At 68.5% G+C, this 16,248-nt stretch carries 14 protein-coding genes; 8 read left to right on the top strand and 6 right to left on the bottom strand.

Annotated elements, in window-relative coordinates:
* Nucleotides 1-19: 19 nt before the first annotated feature.
* The gene (locus ACYVJS_RS05880; protein WP_460738627.1) at nucleotides 20-1,099 is read left to right on the top strand and encodes an acyltransferase family protein; all 1,080 of its coding nucleotides are present in this window, start codon (nucleotides 20-22) and stop codon (nucleotides 1,097-1,099) included.
* A 33-nt stretch (nucleotides 1,100-1,132) separates the two neighbouring features.
* On the opposite strand, the gene ACYVJS_RS05875 is transcribed toward ACYVJS_RS05880, so the two are convergent.
* From ACYVJS_RS05875 to ACYVJS_RS05865, 3 genes are all read right to left on the bottom strand, one after another.
* Nucleotides 1,133-1,591, bottom strand: a complete 459-nt coding sequence (locus tag ACYVJS_RS05875; protein WP_460738625.1) for a lipocalin-like domain-containing protein — start codon at nucleotides 1,589-1,591, stop codon at nucleotides 1,133-1,135.
* Nucleotides 1,588-2,082, bottom strand: coding sequence for a MaoC family dehydratase (locus tag ACYVJS_RS05870; protein WP_460738623.1), 495 nt, complete (start codon nucleotides 2,080-2,082; stop codon nucleotides 1,588-1,590). Before ACYVJS_RS05870 ends, ACYVJS_RS05875 begins: the two co-directional genes overlap by 4 nt.
* A 125-nt stretch (nucleotides 2,083-2,207) precedes the next feature.
* Nucleotides 2,208-3,182, bottom strand: a complete 975-nt coding sequence (locus ACYVJS_RS05865) for an RNA polymerase subunit sigma-70 (RefSeq protein WP_460738621.1) — start codon at nucleotides 3,180-3,182, stop codon at nucleotides 2,208-2,210.
* Between the two features lie 63 nt (nucleotides 3,183-3,245).
* On the opposite strand from ACYVJS_RS05865, the gene ACYVJS_RS05860 reads away from it, so the two are divergent.
* The gene (locus tag ACYVJS_RS05860; protein WP_460738619.1) at nucleotides 3,246-3,536 is read left to right on the top strand and encodes a DUF1905 domain-containing protein; all 291 of its coding nucleotides are present in this window, start codon (nucleotides 3,246-3,248) and stop codon (nucleotides 3,534-3,536) included.
* 151 nt (nucleotides 3,537-3,687) lie between these two features.
* Nucleotides 3,688-5,337 carry a sensor histidine kinase gene (locus ACYVJS_RS05855; RefSeq protein ID WP_460738617.1) on the top strand — a complete coding sequence of 550 codons (1,650 nt, stop codon included), beginning with the start codon at nucleotides 3,688-3,690 and terminating at the stop codon, nucleotides 5,335-5,337.
* Between the two features lie 78 nt (nucleotides 5,338-5,415).
* On the opposite strand, the gene ACYVJS_RS05850 is transcribed toward ACYVJS_RS05855, so the two are convergent.
* A complete protein-coding gene (locus ACYVJS_RS05850) occupies nucleotides 5,416-5,901 on the bottom strand; it encodes a hypothetical protein (RefSeq protein WP_460738615.1) in 486 nt (161 codons plus the stop codon).
* A gap of 133 nt (nucleotides 5,902-6,034) precedes the next feature.
* On the opposite strand from ACYVJS_RS05850, the gene treS reads away from it, so the two are divergent.
* Nucleotides 6,035-8,329 (top strand): maltose alpha-D-glucosyltransferase, encoded by a 2,295-nt coding sequence (gene treS, locus ACYVJS_RS05845; RefSeq protein WP_460738613.1) that lies wholly within the window; start codon nucleotides 6,035-6,037, stop codon nucleotides 8,327-8,329.
* A 1-nt stretch (nucleotide 8,330) separates the two neighbouring features.
* Here treS and ACYVJS_RS05840 read toward each other — a convergent pair whose 3' ends face one another.
* Nucleotides 8,331-9,575: a maltokinase N-terminal cap-like domain-containing protein gene (locus ACYVJS_RS05840; protein WP_460738611.1), complete on the bottom strand. Its 1,245-nt coding sequence runs from the start codon at nucleotides 9,573-9,575 to the stop codon at nucleotides 8,331-8,333.
* Nucleotides 9,576-9,652: 77 nt separating this feature from the next.
* Nucleotides 9,653-10,849: an ROK family protein gene (locus ACYVJS_RS05835; protein ID WP_460738610.1), complete on the bottom strand. Its 1,197-nt coding sequence runs from the start codon at nucleotides 10,847-10,849 to the stop codon at nucleotides 9,653-9,655.
* A 111-nt stretch (nucleotides 10,850-10,960) separates the two neighbouring features.
* Between ACYVJS_RS05835 and ACYVJS_RS05830 the strand changes: the two genes are divergently transcribed.
* The 4 genes from ACYVJS_RS05830 (at nucleotide 10,961) to mmsB (ending at nucleotide 16,200) form a co-directional block, all read left to right on the top strand.
* The gene (locus tag ACYVJS_RS05830) at nucleotides 10,961-11,968 is read left to right on the top strand and encodes a sugar phosphate isomerase/epimerase family protein (protein WP_460738607.1); all 1,008 of its coding nucleotides are present in this window, start codon (nucleotides 10,961-10,963) and stop codon (nucleotides 11,966-11,968) included.
* A 297-nt stretch (nucleotides 11,969-12,265) separates the two neighbouring features.
* Nucleotides 12,266-13,381, top strand: coding sequence for a multiple monosaccharide ABC transporter substrate-binding protein (gene chvE / locus ACYVJS_RS05825; protein ID WP_460738605.1), 1,116 nt, complete (start codon nucleotides 12,266-12,268; stop codon nucleotides 13,379-13,381).
* Nucleotides 13,382-13,457: 76 nt separating this feature from the next.
* Entirely contained in the window at nucleotides 13,458-14,987 is a 1,530-nt protein-coding gene (mmsA, locus tag ACYVJS_RS05820) for a multiple monosaccharide ABC transporter ATP-binding protein (protein WP_137418165.1), read from the top strand.
* 1 nt (nucleotide 14,988) lies between these two features.
* On the top strand, nucleotides 14,989-16,200 hold the full coding sequence (gene mmsB, locus ACYVJS_RS05815; protein ID WP_137418164.1) for a multiple monosaccharide ABC transporter permease: 1,212 nt from the start codon (nucleotides 14,989-14,991) through the stop codon (nucleotides 16,198-16,200).
* Nucleotides 16,201-16,248: the final 48 nt, after the last annotated feature.

The following is a 16,248-nucleotide window of genomic DNA, read 5'->3' as shown; positions in this document are numbered from 1 at the left end:
GAACAGCTGGGCTCGTGCCATGTCCACGCTGCTCTCATCCCCCGCGCACATCGGTTCACCGACCCGTCCCGCGGCCACGGCACCGCTCGGATCTCTCACGGGCCTGCGCTGGGTGGCCGCAACCGTCGTCTTCGGCTACCACCTGCGCAACGTGCACTACTTCGACGGGCCGGCGCAGACACTGCTGTCGGTTCTGTTCGGTGCGGGATCGACGGCGGTGTCGTTGTTCTTCATCCTGTCGGGTTTCGTTCTCGCCTACTCGTACCGGCCGACGGGCATCGGCCGCTACTACCTGCGCCGGTTCGCGCGGGTCTACCCCCTGCATCTGGTCGGCGTCGCGCTGGCGATCTGGGTCGGCGCGACGATGGTCCCGGCTATCCGCACGTCCGATACGCGCGCGCTCGCCGCCAACCTGCTGTTCGCCAACTCCTGGTGGTCGCCCTGGTGGCAAGCCGGGAACCCGGTCTCGTGGTCGTTGGCCTGCGAGGCGTTCTTCTATCTCTGTTCTCCCTTCCTCATCCGCTACCTCGCCGCCCGCGGCGTCACCGCGATACGCGTGATCCTCGTGCTCAGCCTCGCCGCCACCTGGATCGCGCCGGTGATCGCTATGGCGGCGCCCGCCATCTCGCCGTACAGCTTCCCGCCCGTGCGCCTGGCCGAGTTCATCGCGGGGATCGCTGCGGCATGTCTCGTGCGCGACCACGGCTGGCGCCTGCGTGGCCTCGTTTTCCCGCTGTCGGCGACGTTGGGGGGATATGCCGCGGCATCGCTGCTGGGAGGTACGCCTTTCGGTGCGGCCTCGGCAACCGGTATCGGCTTCGTGCTGCTGGTCGTGATGCTCGCCACGGACGACCTCGACGGGCGAGGCTCCTGGCTCTCGTCGCCGCTTCTGCAGACGCTAGGTGCGGCATCCTTCGCCTTCTACCTCGTCCACCTCCTGGTGCTCCAGTGCGTGCGAGGCCTCTTGCCGCAAGAACCGACGGGCGCGGGAGCGCTCGGCGGCGCGATCGTGGCGTTCGCCATCGCGCTGGGTCTGGCCGTTGTTCTGCACCGGGGAATCGAACGGCCCGCGCAGGCGCTGCTCACCCGCCGCCGGTGAGCGTCGTCGCGGCGAATCGACGGCCGAACACCCTCAGGGCGTCGTGGCGCGGCCGTCCCGTCGCCACACCAGCTCGCTGTGGAACGAACGACCGTCGGCGGCTACGCGGGGTGACGCAGTGATCGTCAACGTGTCGCCGTCCACGGCGAGGTGACGTTCCTGCCCCTGCCCGGTCCAGTTCGTGAACAGCGAGACCTCCATCCGATGCACGACGGTGCTCGTGGCTTCATCGACGGTGTAGTGGCCCGCGTACGCGATGAACTTCCTGGTCATCGCTGCGTACTCGTCCGCGGTCGCGCTCTGCGGGTCGCCGGCGTCGGAGGTGGGTCGGGTGCTGTCCCCCAAGGTCGCCGACACGAAGCCCTCGGGGGTGTAGCAGAGGTAGCCCGCAGGCCTCGGTCCCAGCTCGTCGACGCGCTGTCCGTCCTTGTAGACGGAGACGACGCTGACGAGCGACCACGCACCGATGATCTCCGAGCGGCGCAAGCTCATGAACCGGCCGCCGGGGTGAGGGTGAGCAGGTAGGTGTGCGCGCCGTCGAGCACGAGCTCGCCGCGCTGGTTGTGGATGGTGGCGCGCGTCGTGACCTGACCCGCGCCGTCGACCTCGGACAGATCCGTGATCTCCAGCTGCGGGTAGAGCGTGTCGCCCGCGTGGACCTCGCCCAGGAAGCGTGCGCTCACGCTCGTGAAGGCGATGAAGATGTCGCCGATGTAGTGCGGGAAGAGCGTCGCACCGGGCGCGGTGAAGGCCAGTACCTGCAGGCCGTGCACCACCGGAGCGCTGTGTCCGTGCGCTCTGGCGTACTCCTCGTCGTAGTGGATCGGGTGATTGTCGGCCGAGACCGCTTGGAACGCCGAGGCGTGGGCGTCGGTGAGCGTGCGACTGGGGGCGCGGAAGATGTCGCCGACCTCGAGCTGCTCGAACGTCTTGGCGGGAACGATCAGGAAATCGGACGGGTTGAAGGCGGGGGTGCTGCTCATGGCTGTCTCCGTTTCACGCGGTCCGCCGACGGTGAAGGCGGCGTCGCGGCGAGTCAAGCCGAGTTCCCGCATCCGGTCGCCGGACACCTGACGAGACTGCGCTCGACACGACTCGGGTCGCGGGCTCAGACGATGTGGTCCGGCAGCCCGAACCGCGCGAACAGTGCCGGGTCCAAGAATGAGGCGATCTCCGCGATGCGCTCCCGCTCGACGGTGAGCACCGTGAGCGACCACGCCTTGTGAGAAGCGCCGTCGGCCTCTCCGAGATAGAAGGCGACGGCGGGCTGACCATTGGCGGTCAGCACCTGGGTCCGCCAACTGGGACAGAGGGTCATGGGCACGGCGCGAGCGAACGCCGCCACCGCATCCGCTCCGGCGTACCACGCTGCAAGCGGCGGCATCTGCCAGGTCACATCCGGAGCGAGCAGCGCCACGAAAGCGGGGAGGTCCGAGGAGGCCAGCGCCCGCGCGAAACGGCGCGCGAGGCTAAGTTGGTCGGGCCGCGCCGGTGGCATCGGCCGGCGGGTCCGGGCGAGGGCGCGTCGAGCGCGCCCCAGCGCGGAGTGCACGGATGCGGGGGACGTGGAGAGGATCTCGGCGATGTCCGGAGCGGAGAAGCCGAGGATGTCCGCGAGGAGGAACGCTGCTCGCTCGTTGCCGCTGAGGTGCTGCAGAACTGCCACGAGAGCCAGTTCGACGTCCGCTGCACGCTCGCCGTGCTCGGCGGGGTCTGGGTACGGGGTGAGCCAGGCGGTCTCGCGGTGCGGTGCGGCATCCACGATCGAGACGGGGGACGCGGGGCCGAGGTCGATCGGCAGCGCTCGCCGCCCGCGTGCCGTCGCCTCGTCGATGCACGTGCGGGTGACGATCGTGTAGAGCCAGGTGCGTATCGAACTGCGCCCGTCGAAGTGCTCGTAGGCCCGCCATGCGCGCAACAGCCCGTTCTGCAGTGCGTCGTCGGCGTCGTGCACCGAGCCGAGCATGCGGTAGCAGTGGGCGTGAAGCTCTGCACGCAGAGGCCCGAGCTCCCTCTCGAACCGTGCGTGCGAGAGGCACGAACGGGCGGCGTCGGGGTCTTCGCTCACGAGATTCCGGCCCATGCGACGATTCTGCCCGTTTCGCACAGTCTTACCTTCGACACTCACCGATGCCGAGGAGGCACCATGCCGTTTGAATCCGTTGCTCTCGACCACACCTTCACCGCGGCGATCGGTGTGGAGGTGAAGGGGCAGACCTGGGCGTGTGTCGAGATGCCCGGCTCTGCAGACTTCTTCGGCACCAAGCGCGCTGTCCGTGTCGATCTGTCGGTCGACGACGTGCCGCTCGAGAACGTGGGACTCATGGTGACCGGGCGTGGCGGGCACATGCTGTCACTCAACTCCAGTGTGCGGCGCAAGCTGGGCAAGGACATCGGGGATACGGTCACGGTGCACCTCTCGCGGCGGCTCAGCTGAGCTGAGCACTCCCGCATCCGCCGCGGGGCATACACCCTCGCCCGCTGCGCGAGAAGAGCGACGCGCCGATAACTCCTCGCGCGCTACTGTCAATCGTTCCGTCGTGGGGACGGAAGCGTTCCGTCGTGGGGACGGAGAGATCGGAGGAGGGGTGGCTTCCGACAGCACTTCGGCATGGCGTGCGAGGCTGTACCTCTTCGTGCAGACGCAGTCGGCGATCGTCGCGACCTTCGTGCTGCTCGCGGTCGTCGCGGCGATTCTGGGGGTCATGCCCGAGCAGCCGCTGCTGACGATCATCGGCTACCTGCTCGTCGCAGCCGCGACCGTCATCTCGCTCGCGCTGCCGTTCGAGCGGTGGCCCTTCTCCCGGCAGTCGGCGATCGCCGGAGCGGACCTCGTGGCCGCCATCCTGCTCGCGCTGTCCATGTACAACGACGTCCGCGCGATCGCCGCCCTCGCCGCCTTCCCTGCTGTGTGGCTCGCGACGATCGGCGGCAGGTGGGGCGCCGCCGTAGGTCTCGTGGGCGTGTACGTCGCGATCCTCGCGCCGCCGATGCTCACGCAGGTTGCTCTCACCCCGGCCAACTGGGCGAGTGTGCTGCTGTTCGCCATCGTCATCCCCGTCTTCGTCGTCGTCGCCCGCATGCTCGTAGAGACGAATCGGAACTTCCAAGCGCTCCTGAGCGACGCGCGCGAACGCGAGAGCGTGAGCGGCAAGCAGATCGAGCGTCTCGGTGCCGTGCTGCGCAGCTACGCCGAGACGGCCGACATCGCCGTCGTCGTGCTCGACGAGAACAGACGCGCCCTGATCACCAACCGCCGCTCGCGCGCCTTCGCAGAGCTTGCGGAGCTGGATCCGTCGACGGGTGTCTGCGCGCATATGTACGCCGCCGATCGCGTGACACCCGTTGCCGCCGCCGATCAGGCGCTTCTGCGTGCCGTCCGCGGCGAGGCCGTCGAGGGAGAACTGCTCTGGATCGGCCCACCCGGCAACCAGGTCGCCCTGATCTCCACGGCTCTGCGTCTGAAGGCCACGGACGGGTCGAGCCTGGGGACGATGATCGTCGCCCAGGACATCACCGACCAGCTGCGCCGCGGGCGGGAGAGGGAGGACGCCCTGGCCACCCTGTCGCACGAACTCCGCGCGCCCCTGAACGCGATCATCGGATACGCCGATCTTCTCCTGTCCGAACCGCTGCCGGCGCAGTCGCGCGCGCACGTCGACGTCATCGCCCGCAACGCCGACCGACTACTCGCGCTGTCGAACCGGTTTCTCGACGGCCTTCATTCGTCCGCGCGCCTGGAGATGACGGACATCCCGATCCGCTCGGTCGTGGAGGAGGTGGTCGACCCGTGCGCGCTGCCCGAGCTCGCGTCGCGCACGGTCACGGTCGACATCGAGCCGGATGCGGCCGTGCGGTCGGATCGTGCGGCGTTGGTCGCCATCCTCGGCAATCTCGTCTCGAACGCGGTGAAGTACTCACACGAGGGTGACGAGGTGCGCGTCGTGGTGGGGGCGGGCCCGGAGGCGGTCTGGTTCACCGTCGCGAACACCGGTTCGCACATAGACCGGCGGGATCTGGAGCGCGTCTTCGACCGGTTCTACCGCACGTCTGCGGCGCGCGAGAGCGCCGTGCCGGGCACGGGGATCGGGCTCGCGGTGAGTCGGACCCTCGCCGCGGCGCTCGGCGGCTCGCTGACGGCAGACGAGGTCATGGAGGGGGCGTCCTTCACCCTTCGCCTGCCCGCCCGGGTCGCCGAGTCCGAGCAATCTCCGGAGGCGATGGATGCGTCGGCGTAGCGTCATCGGAATGCTCGGCCGTTGCCGCCATGAGCGCACAGCGGTGGGAGTACACGACGGTGGCGAACAGCATCCCTCTCACCGCTCCCGGCCAACACGGACGTCGCCGACGCTGAAACAGCCGGCGCACGGTACGGCGAGCACATCGCCCGGCTGCAGGTCGCCGGGGAGGCGGACGCGTGTGCCCTCGCCGTCGAGGCCGTGCAGGTCCAGCGCAATCTCCCGTGCGTGGGAGACGCGGCCCAGCAGACGCGCCTCACTCCAGAGCGGCCGATGCAGATCGAAACACGCGTCGAGACACGCCCCGGTCGCGTCGACGCCCGTCACCGTCGAGACGATCACCGTCACGGTCTCGGTCGATGACGCCGTCCCCGCCGAGAACGGGATGACGGCGGCACCCGAGTAGACGCACGGCGTGGTGCAGATCTCGGACAGCCGCAGCATCGACACCCCGGAGATGACGACGTCGCGCGGGGATGCGTGCGTGCCAGCTGGCCAGGCGGTCTCCTCGAGCGGTGCGGGGATGCTGTCGCGGAGTGTCGGAAGCAGGGACGTGAGTGTCATGCTCACGGTCTACGCCGCGCCGGGGCGGCCGGCGCTCTCGTAGACGGAATCCATGCGGGCGCGCATCCATAGTTGTTCTGCGCGATACGCGCCAGTGCTCGTGGCGAGCGGGTGGAATCTCTACCGTGGAGGAATGGCGCGCGACGACCACCGGCCCGAAGACCTCTACACCGGCCCCATCGACCTGCCCAAGATGGCCGCGGAGGCCGGGGAGGGCGAGCTCGAGGCATCCGAGATCAGCTACGACGAACAGCGGTACCCGGCGCGTCCGCGGCGGCTGCGCCCGCGCGATCAGTTCCGCGGCGGCAGCGTGCGCCGCATCCGCACCGACCCGCGCACCGCCAACGGCACGAACCCGTCCTACGTCGAGTGGCTCGTGCGGCAGTCGATGCTCAAGGACGCGGACGTCCTGGCGCGGCAGCTGTCCGGCCAGCCCGCGATGTGGCGCAATCCGTACGCCCGACCCGACGCGCGACGGGCTATCGCCACGAGCGACGTGTGGTTCACGGCCTATCCGATCTCGCTCATCACCCGACCGGGCCACTCCTTCCTCGCGGCTCTCGGCGACGAGGAGCTGTGGGCGGTCTTCGAGCGCATCGGGATCACGGCGATCCACACCGGCCCCGTCAAGCGCGCCGGCGGCATCGCGGGATGGGGGGAGACCCCCAGCGTCGACGGTCACTTCGACCGCATCAGCACCGCGATCGACCCCGCTTTCGGGACCGAGGACGAGTTCCGCACGCTCTGCGACGTCGCCGATGCGTACGGCGGTAGCGTGATCGACGACATCGTCCCCGGACACACCGGCAAGGGTGCCGACTTCCGCCTCGCAGAAATGGGCTTCAAGGACTACCCGGGCATCTACCACATGGTCGAGATCCCGCGGGAGGACTGGTCGCTGCTCCCGGAGGTGCCCGACGGCGTCGACAGCGTGAACCTGGACCCGGCCACCGAGCACGAACTCGCCGAACGCGGATACATCATCGGGGCGCTGCAGCGGGTGATCTTCTACACGCCGGGCGTGAAGGAGACCAACTGGAGCGCCACCGCGCCCGTGATCGGTCCCGACGGCGCGACCCGGCGCTGGGTGTACCTGCATTACTTCAAGCAGGGACAGCCCTCGATCAACTGGCTGGATCCGACCTTCGCAGGGATGCGGCTGGTGATCGGCGACGCCCTCCACTCGCTGGGGGAGCTCGGCACGAGCGCTCTGCGTCTGGATGCCAACGGGTTCCTCGGCGTCGAGAAGAGCGCGGAGGGTCTGCCTGCGTGGTCGGAGGGTCACCCGCTCTCGCACGCGGCGAACCACATCATTGCGGGCATGGTGCGAAAAGTCGGCGGCTTCACCTTCCAGGAGCTGAACCTGACGATCGAAGACATCCGCGACACGGGGGCCGTCGGTGCAGACCTGTCGTACGACTTCATCGGGCGACCCGGTTACCACCATGCGCTCGCGACGGGGCAGACCGAGTTCCTCCGCCTCGCGCTGACCTCGTCGCTCGAACTCGGCGTTGCGCCGGTGCAGCTCGTCCACGGGCTCCAGAACCACGACGAGCTCACCTACGAGCTGGTCCACTGGGCGACCCGCCACGCCGAGGATCTCTACCGCTTCCGCGGCCACGAGGTCTCGGGCGGCGAACTGGCGGAGCTCGTGCGCGCCGAACTGACCGAGCACCTGACAGGGGTCGCGGACTACAACCGTGTCTTCACGCAGAACGGGATCGCCTGCACCACGGCGTCACTGATCGCGGCGACGCAGGGCATCGAGCGCCTCGACGACGTCCGCGACGAGCACGTGCCGGACATCCGCGACGCCCACCTGCTCCTGTGCGCGTACAACGCGTGGCAGCCCGGCGTCTTCGCCCTCTCCGGGTGGGATCTGGTGGGGATGCTGACCGTCCCGGCGGCCGAGGTCGCCGATCTCATCTCCGCCGGCGACACGCGCTGGATCGAGCGGGGCGCGCACGACCTGCTCGACGCCGATCCCGCCGCCACACGGTCGGCGGCGGGGATGCCGCGCGGTCGTGCGCTCTACGGCCCGTTGCCCGCTCAGCTCGACGACCCCGCCTCCTTCGCCAGCCGACTCGCCGGCATCCTGGATCTGCGTCGGGAGTCCGGTATCGCGACCGCGACCCAGGTGGATGTGCCGGAGGTGGCGCACGCGGCGATGCTCGTCCTCGTGCACCGGCTCGACAACGGGGATGCGACGGCCGACGCGCCGATGCAGGTGACGGTGCTGAACTTCTCCGCCGAGCCGATCGTCGGAACGGTGCGCTCGGAGCACCTCCTGCCGCAGAGCGACGTGACCGACGCCGCCACGGGCGAGGATGTGGGCCGCGTCGACGATCTGCAGAGTTTCTCGGTGTCACTGCCCGCGTACGGTGCGCGGTTCCTGATGCTCCACGCGCCCGAGCCGGAGTCCGACTGAATCAGTCGCTCAGTGCCTGATCGATGCCTGCGAGCGGGACCGGAAGCCAGCCCGGACGGTTGCGCGCCTCGTAGACCGACTCGTACACGGCCTTGTCGAGCACCAGGGCTTTGAGGAGCAGGGGATCGAGCGCGACCGCACCCGGCGCGTTCGCATACGCCTGGAGGAAAGCGCTGCGGCACGCGGCGGACCACGCCGCGGCATCGGGAGCCTCACCGACGGCGCCCGCGTAGTCGAACGAGCGCAGCATGCCCGCCACATCACGCGGCGGGAGATCCGGGATCGCCCGCTCGGTCATCGGGCGCAGCGGCTCCCCCTCGAAGTCGACGAGTCGCCAGCCACCGTGCGGGACGGCGAGCACCTGACCGAGGTGCAGATCCCCGTGGATGCGTTGCAGAAGGGGCCATGCCCGCTCGAGCGCGGCGCGGTAGACGGCCTCGATCGCCGGAAGACGGTCGGCGACCGCCGGGACCTCTGCCGCCGCGATCCGAAGTCGCCGCCGCCAGGCGATGCCGACGGCGGCGACCGCATCCGGGTCGGGTGCGGATGCGCCGAGCGTCTCGCCGAGGGCGCCGTGCACCCCGGCTACGGCGATCCCCAGATCGCGCGCCGCCTCGGTGAAGTCGCGCCCCTTCCGCGCCGCCTCCAGCGCCACCGACCAGCCGTCGCGGACCCCGCGCAGAAACTCCTGCGCGAACGCGAGCGTGCCGCGCGCGACGCCGGATTCGCGTCCCACATCCGGCCACTCGGCGTCGAGGCTCCCGAAGAACCGGGGGACGTAGGGCGATCCGGCGGTGCTCAGCACGCGCTGCACGGTGACGTCGGGGTTCTCCCCGTGGTGGAGCGTGCGGAAGAGCTTCATGATGATCGACGGCTCGCCGTCCTCGTCGAAGATGATCGAGGTGTTGGACTGCTCGACCGCCAGCACCCGTGACCCGGTCACGCGGCTCACGTCGACGCCCATCGCCTCGAGGGTGCCGATGGCGAAGGCGCTCTGGCGCGCCGCATCCACGAGGAGTCCGTCGACCGTCCGGCCGATGACCTCGTCCGCCTCGTCGGCGTGCGAGACCACCCCGACGGGCACGTGGTAGAGCGCGGGGAGCGTGCCGGCGTCGTCCATCAGGAGGTATCGGGTGGCGGCCGGCGCGGGTTGCGCATCCAGCACGCGGAAGTGCGGTTCATGGCTCTTTCCGGCGTACCACCGCTGCTGCGCGACCCAGGTGCCGACTTCATCCGTGATGTCCACGTTGTCCACCCTGGCGGCTGGCCGCCCGCCTAAGGAAGGGCTGGACGTGCGCGGCCTTCAGGGATTACACAACGCGTTCACTCCGCGGCCTGCGCCACCCGGATGTTGACGTTCTCGGCAGAGAGCACCTCGCGTACGACGAGCATGGCCGCGCCGAGCACCGCCGCACGCTCGGCGGTGGGCGATTGCACGATCGCCAGGTGCTGGGTCGCGAGGGGTATGGAGCGCCGGTAGACCACCTCGCGCACGCCGGCGAGGAGATGCTCCCCGGCGCGGGCGATGCTCCCGCCGAGCACGATGACCGACGGGTTCAGCAGGTTGACGACTGTCGACAGCACCTCGCCGACATCGCGTCCGGCTTGGCGCAGGGCCTCGATGGCCGCCGCGTTGCCGGCGCGGACGAGTTCGATCACGTCCTGGCTCGTCTCGGCTGCGACCCCCTGGTCGCGCAAGGCGGCAGCGATCGCGCTCCCGCTGGCGAGGTCCTCGAGGTCGAGCTCTGCGGAGCGTCGGCCGCGGGACGCGCTCGTGTGAGGCACGCGCACGTGACCCATGTCGCCCGCGGACCCCTGGGCGCCGCGCTGCAGGCGTCCGCCCGCGATGATTCCGGCGCCGATGCCCGTGGCGACCTTCACGAAGATCAGATCTGTCGTCTCGGGGAAGCTCGCCGCCTGCTCGCCGAGCGCCAGCAGGTTGACGTCGTTGTCGACGAAGACGGGGACGTCGAACGTGCGTCGGATGTAGGAGGGGATGTCGAAGCGATCCCAGCCGGGCATGATCGGCGGGTTGTACGGGCGGCCGCTCGAGTGCTCGACCGGACCCGGTACTCCGATCCCGACCCCTGTCAGGGGGATTGCCGCGAGCGTCGCATCGTCCAACAGTGTCGTGCCCTGCTCGGCGACGTGGTCGAGCACAGCGACGGGGCCGCTGGCGATGTCCATCGGATGCGTGACCGAGGCGAGGATGCGACCGCTCAGGTCGGAGACGGCGATGGTGGCGTGGGAGGCGCCCAGATCGACCGCGAGCACGAGTCCCGCGCGCGGGTTGAACGCGACACGCGACGGCGGCCGCCCGCCCGTCGACGCTGCTTCGCCGGCGGGGGAGACCAGCCCCGAAGCGAGCAATGCGTCGACGCGCGACGATACGGTCGAGCGGGCCAGGCCCGTGAGATGGACCAGGTCCGCTTTCGTGCGCGCGTGTCCGTCGAGCAGGAGCTGGAAGATGTCTCCGGCGCCGGCGGGAGCGCTCCCCAGGGCCCTGCCCGCGTCCGTCATAGGGGTAGTAAATCACACGTGTTCTGCTTCACCTTCTCCGGGATTAGTCGGGTGGATGTGCGACTTGTGACAGGATGCCGACAGAAGGCCGACCCCGGAGGAGAAGAGTCGATGAGCACGCATCCTGTCACGTTGTTCACGGGTCAGTGGGCGGATCTCCCGTTCGAGGAGGTTGCTCGCCTCGCCGCATCCTGGGGGTACGAGGGGCTGGAGATCGCCGCGTCCGGGGATCACTTGGATCTGCGTCGTGCGGATGAGGATGACGCTTACGTTGCGTCGCGCGTGGAGATCCTGGACAGGCACGGACTGGGGGTGTTCGCGATCTCGAACCACCTGGCCGGGCAGGCGGTATGTGATGCGCCGATCGATTTCCGGCATGAGGCGATCCTGCGTGAGTACGTGTGGGGTGATGGGGATGCGGAGGGGGTGCGTCGGCGGGCGGCGGAGGATATGACGCGTGCGGCGCGGGTGGCGCGCAAGCTCGGTGTCGACACGGTGGTGGGTTTCACGGGGTCGTCGATCTGGCCGTATGTGGCGATGTTCCCGCCGGTGCCGGCCTCCGTCATCGAGGGCGGTTTCGAGGACTTCGCGGCGCGGTGGAATCCGATCCTGGACGTGTTCGATTCGGAGGGGGTCCGGTTCGCGCACGAGGTGCATCCGGGGGAGATCGCCTACGACTACTGGAGTTCGGTCCGCGCGCTCGAGGCGATCGATCATCGGGGGGCGTTCGGCTTCAATTGGGACCCGTCGCACATGATGTGGCAGAACATCGACCCGGTCGGGTTCATCTGGGATTTCCAGGACCGGATCTACCACGTGGACTGCAAGGACACGCGGATGCGGCCTCGTAACGGCCGGGCAGGGGTCCTGGGCTCGCACCTGCCGTGGGGGGACCCGCGCCGGGGCTGGGACTTCGTCTCCACCGGTCACGGCGACGTGCCCTGGGAGGACTCCTTCCGCGCCCTCGACGCCATCGGCTACACGGGGCCGATCTCGATCGAATGGGAAGACGCCGGCATGGACCGCCTCCACGGCGCCGCCGAGGCCGTCGGTTTCGTCCGGAGCCTGCTCTGGCCTCAGCCCGCCGCATCCTTCGACGACGCCTTCCGCAACCAGTAGACCGTCGCCCTCGCGATCTCCGAGCGAGCACCCGTTCATCGAGCGCGCGCCCCATCTGATGCTCGCTCGACGAAGGGATGCTCGCTCGCGCGCAGGCACGCTCGTTCGCCGCGGGAGGGATCGCTCCCACCCGATTATGTTGTGCCTCTAGACAAAATCGGCTGCGGTGGTTAATTTTACGGAGCCGTCATAATTCCGACGGTCATCAGCCGGGACGACGAAGCCCCGAGCCCGCCGCAGCGACAGTGCGGGCGCGCCGCTATCGGCCTTGCGATTCAGAGAGGAAACGCACATCACATGAAGAACAAGCTCCTTGCGGCCGTGGCGGTCGGCGCCCTCGCCATCAGCCTCGCCGCGTGTTCGTCGACGCGGGGCGGCGACGACCCGTCCGGCGCCGCCGCCTCGACCGACTGCAATGTCGGCATCGCGATGCCCACCCGCAGCCTCGAGCGCTGGATCAACGACGGCGAGCAGCTGCAGGCCAAGCTGAAGGATGCCGGCTGCACCGTCGATCTGCAGTACGCCGACAACAAGACCGATCAGCAGATCAGCCAGATCCAGAACCAGCTCGCCGGCGGCGCGAAGATCCTCGTGATCGCCGCCATCGACGGCTCCACGCTCGGCCCGGTGCTGGAGGAGGCGAAGGCACAGGACGCGACCGTCATCGCCTACGACCGCCTCATCAACGGCAGCGAGAACGTCGACTACTACGCCACGTTCGACAACTACAAGGTCGGCACCCTGCAGGGTCAGTACATCGAAACCCAGCTGGGCCTCAAGGACGGCAAGGGACCGTTCAACCTCGAGCCCTTCGCCGGCAGCCCCGACGACAACAACGCGAAGTTCTTCTTCGCCGGCGCGTGGGACGTCCTGAAGCCCTACGTCGACAAGGGGCAGCTGGTCGTTCCCAGCGGCAAGGCTCCCGCGAACGACGACGCGTGGGCGTCGATCGGCATCCAGGGCTGGGCGTCCGACAAGGCGCAGGCCGAGATGGACAACCGCCTCTCGTCGTTCTACGGCGACGGCAAGAAGGTGAACGTGGTGCTCTCGCCCAACGACAGCCTCGCGATCGGCATCGAGGCGTCGCTGAAGTCGGCGGGCTACACCGCGGGTGCGGACTACCCGATCATCACCGGTCAGGATGCGGACAAGGCCAACGTCAAGGCCATCCTCGACGGCCTCCAGTCCATGACGGTCTGGAAGGACACGCGTGCGCTCGGTGACCGCGTGTTCACGATGATCCAGGAGATCACGCAGGGCAAGGAGGTCGAGGTCAACGACACCAAGACCTACGACAACGGCAAGAAGGTCGTGCCGTCGTTCCTGCTGACGCCCGAGGTGGTCACGAAGGACGACGTGCAGTCGAAGCTCATCGACTCCGGCTTCCTCAAGGCCTCCGACGTCGGTCTCTGATCCATCCACGCGGCGGGGCGGGTCTCAACCCGCCCCGCCGCTCGAGCGTCGCCCGTGGGCGGCGAAGGGACACACCATGACCGAACCGATCCTGCGCATGGCGGGGATCTCCAAGTCCTTCAACGGCGTGCCGGCGCTCTCCGACGTCTCCATCGACGTCTATCCCGGCGAGGTGCACGCGATCTGCGGCGAGAACGGCGCAGGCAAGTCCACGCTCATGAAGGTGCTCAGCGGCGTCTACCCGGCGGGCAGCTTCCAGGGCACGATCACCCTCTCCGGGCAGCAGGTCGCGTTCCGCTCGATCAACGACAGCGAAGCGGCCGGCATCGTGATCATCCACCAGGAACTCGCGCTGAGTCCGTACCTCTCGATCGCCGAGAACATCTTCCTCGGCAACGAGAAGTCGCGGCGGGGCGTCATCGACTGGAACGCCACCAACCGGGAGGCCGCAGCCCTTCTCGCGCGGGTGGGCCTCAAAGAGAACCCCGCGACGAAGATCTTCGAACTCGGTGTCGGCAAGCAGCAGCTCGTCGAGATCGCGAAGGCGCTGGCCAAAGAAGTGAAGCTGCTCATCCTCGATGAGCCCACCGCGGCGCTCAACGACGACGACTCCGCCCATCTGCTCGATCTCATCGACCAGCTGCGGGCGCAGGGGATCACGTGCATCATCATCAGCCACAAGCTGAAGGAGGTGCTGCGCATCGCCGATCGCATCACCATCATCCGCGATGGTCGCACGATCGAGACGATGCGCCGAGACGATCCGGAGACCGACGAAGGACGCATCATCCGCGCCATGGTCGGCCGCGATCTCAACAGCCTGTTCCCGCCGCGCGAGCCCGACATCGGCGAGGAGCTGTTCCGCGTCGAGCACTGGACCGTGCACCACCCCGTCGACACCGAGCGCGTGGTGATCGACGACGCATCCTTCATGGTGCGCGCGGGCGAGATCGTCGGCTTCGCCGGTCTCATGGGAGCAGGACGCACCGAGCTCGCGATGAGCGTCTTCGGTCGCATGTACGGCACCGGCATCTCGGGTGAGGTCTACAAGAACGGCGAGCGGATCGACGTCCGCACGGTGGATGCGGCGATCCGCCACGGCATCGCCTACGCCACCGAGGACCGCAAGAAGTACGGCCTGAACCTCATCGGCGACATCCAGGTGAACGTCTCCGCGTCCGCGCTCGCGCGACTGGCGCGGCTCGGTGTCGTCGACCGCTACCGCGAGTACAAGGTCGCCGACTCGTACCGCTACAAGATGAACATCAAGGCGCCCAGCGTCGCCGCGATCACGGGCCGGTTGTCCGGTGGTAACCAGCAGAAGGTCGTGCTCTCGAAGTGGATGTTCACGGGACCCGACGTGCTCATCCTCGACGAACCCACCCGCGGCATCGACGTGGGGGCCAAGTACGAGATCTACGGCATCATCAACGAACTCGCGGCGCAGGGGAAGGCGGTCATCGTCATCTCCTCGGAGCTTCCCGAGGTCATCGGGCTCTCCGACCGCATCTACACCATCTCCGAAGGGCGCATCACGGCAGAGGTCGACCGTGCCGACGCGACCCAGGAAACGCTCATGCGGCACATGACCGCCGGAAGGAACTGACATGGCTACTGCGTCGACGCAGACGGTGGACACCCCGCCGAAGAAGAGGCGGGGTCTGCTCGCTCGGATCAACTTCCGTCAGTACGGCATCCTGGCCGCCCTGGTCATCATCATCGTCCTGTTCCAGGTGATGACCGGTGGGCGCCTCCTGATGCCCGGCAACGTCAACAACCTCATCCAGCAGAACGCGTACGTCCTGATCCTCGCGATCGGCATGGTGATGGTCATCATCGCCGGTCACATCGATCTGTCGGTCGGGTCGGTCGTGGCCATGGTGGGCGCGATCGCGGCGATCTCCATGAACAACTGGGGGCTGCCGTGGTGGGCGGCGGTCATCCTCTCCCTCGTCGTCGGCGCGGTCGTCGGCGCATGGCAGGGGTTCTGGGTGGCGTTCGTGGGGATACCGGCGTTCATCGTGACCCTGGCCGGCATGCTCCTGTTCCGCGGTCTCACCCTCGTTCTGCTGACCGGTGGCACGATCAGCGGGCTCCCCGACGGCTTCACCGCGATCGGCGCCGGGTGGCTTCCGCCCGTCTTCGGCTACGTCGCGGACCGTGATGCGCTCACCCTCGTGCTCGGCCTGCTCGCCTCGGTCGCACTCGTGGCTCAGCAGCTGCGCACGCGCGCCACGCTGCGCCGGATGGAGCTGCCGCGCGAGGTCGCGTGGTCGTTCTGGCTGAAGAACGCGGTCGCGGTCGTGGCGATCATGGCGACGGCGTGGACGCTCGCCACGTACAACGGAACGCCGATCGTGCTCATCATCCTCGCTGTGCTCGTGCTCGCGTACACGTTCGTGCTCAATCGCACGGTGTTCGGCCGGCACATCTACGCGATGGGCGGCAACCTGTTCGCCGCCGTCATGAGCGGTGTGAAGACGAGATGGGTCAACTTCTTCATCTTCGTCAACATGGGTGTGCTCGCGGGCCTCGCCGCCGTGGTGAGCACGGCCCGTGCCGGCAGCGCCGTCGCCTCGGCGGGTCAGAACTACGAGCTGGATGCGATCGCCGCCGTCTTCATCGGCGGGGCCGCGGTTCAGGGCGGTATCGGCACGGTCGTCGGCGCCGTGATCGGTGGTCTCGTGATGGGCGTGCTCAACATGGGCCTGTCGATCCTCAGCGTGGATGCGGCGTGGCAGATGGCGATCAAGGGCATCGTGCTGCTGCTGGCAGTCGCCTTCGACATCTTCAACAAGCGGCGCAGCGGCGGCGCGTGAGCGCCCCGCCCCGCGCCGGGCGACCGCCGGACGCCGTGCCAGAATTGC

The sequence above is a fragment of the Microbacterium neimengense genome (assembly GCF_054782995.1).
This window is presented reverse-complemented; position numbering and strand designations above follow the sequence as displayed.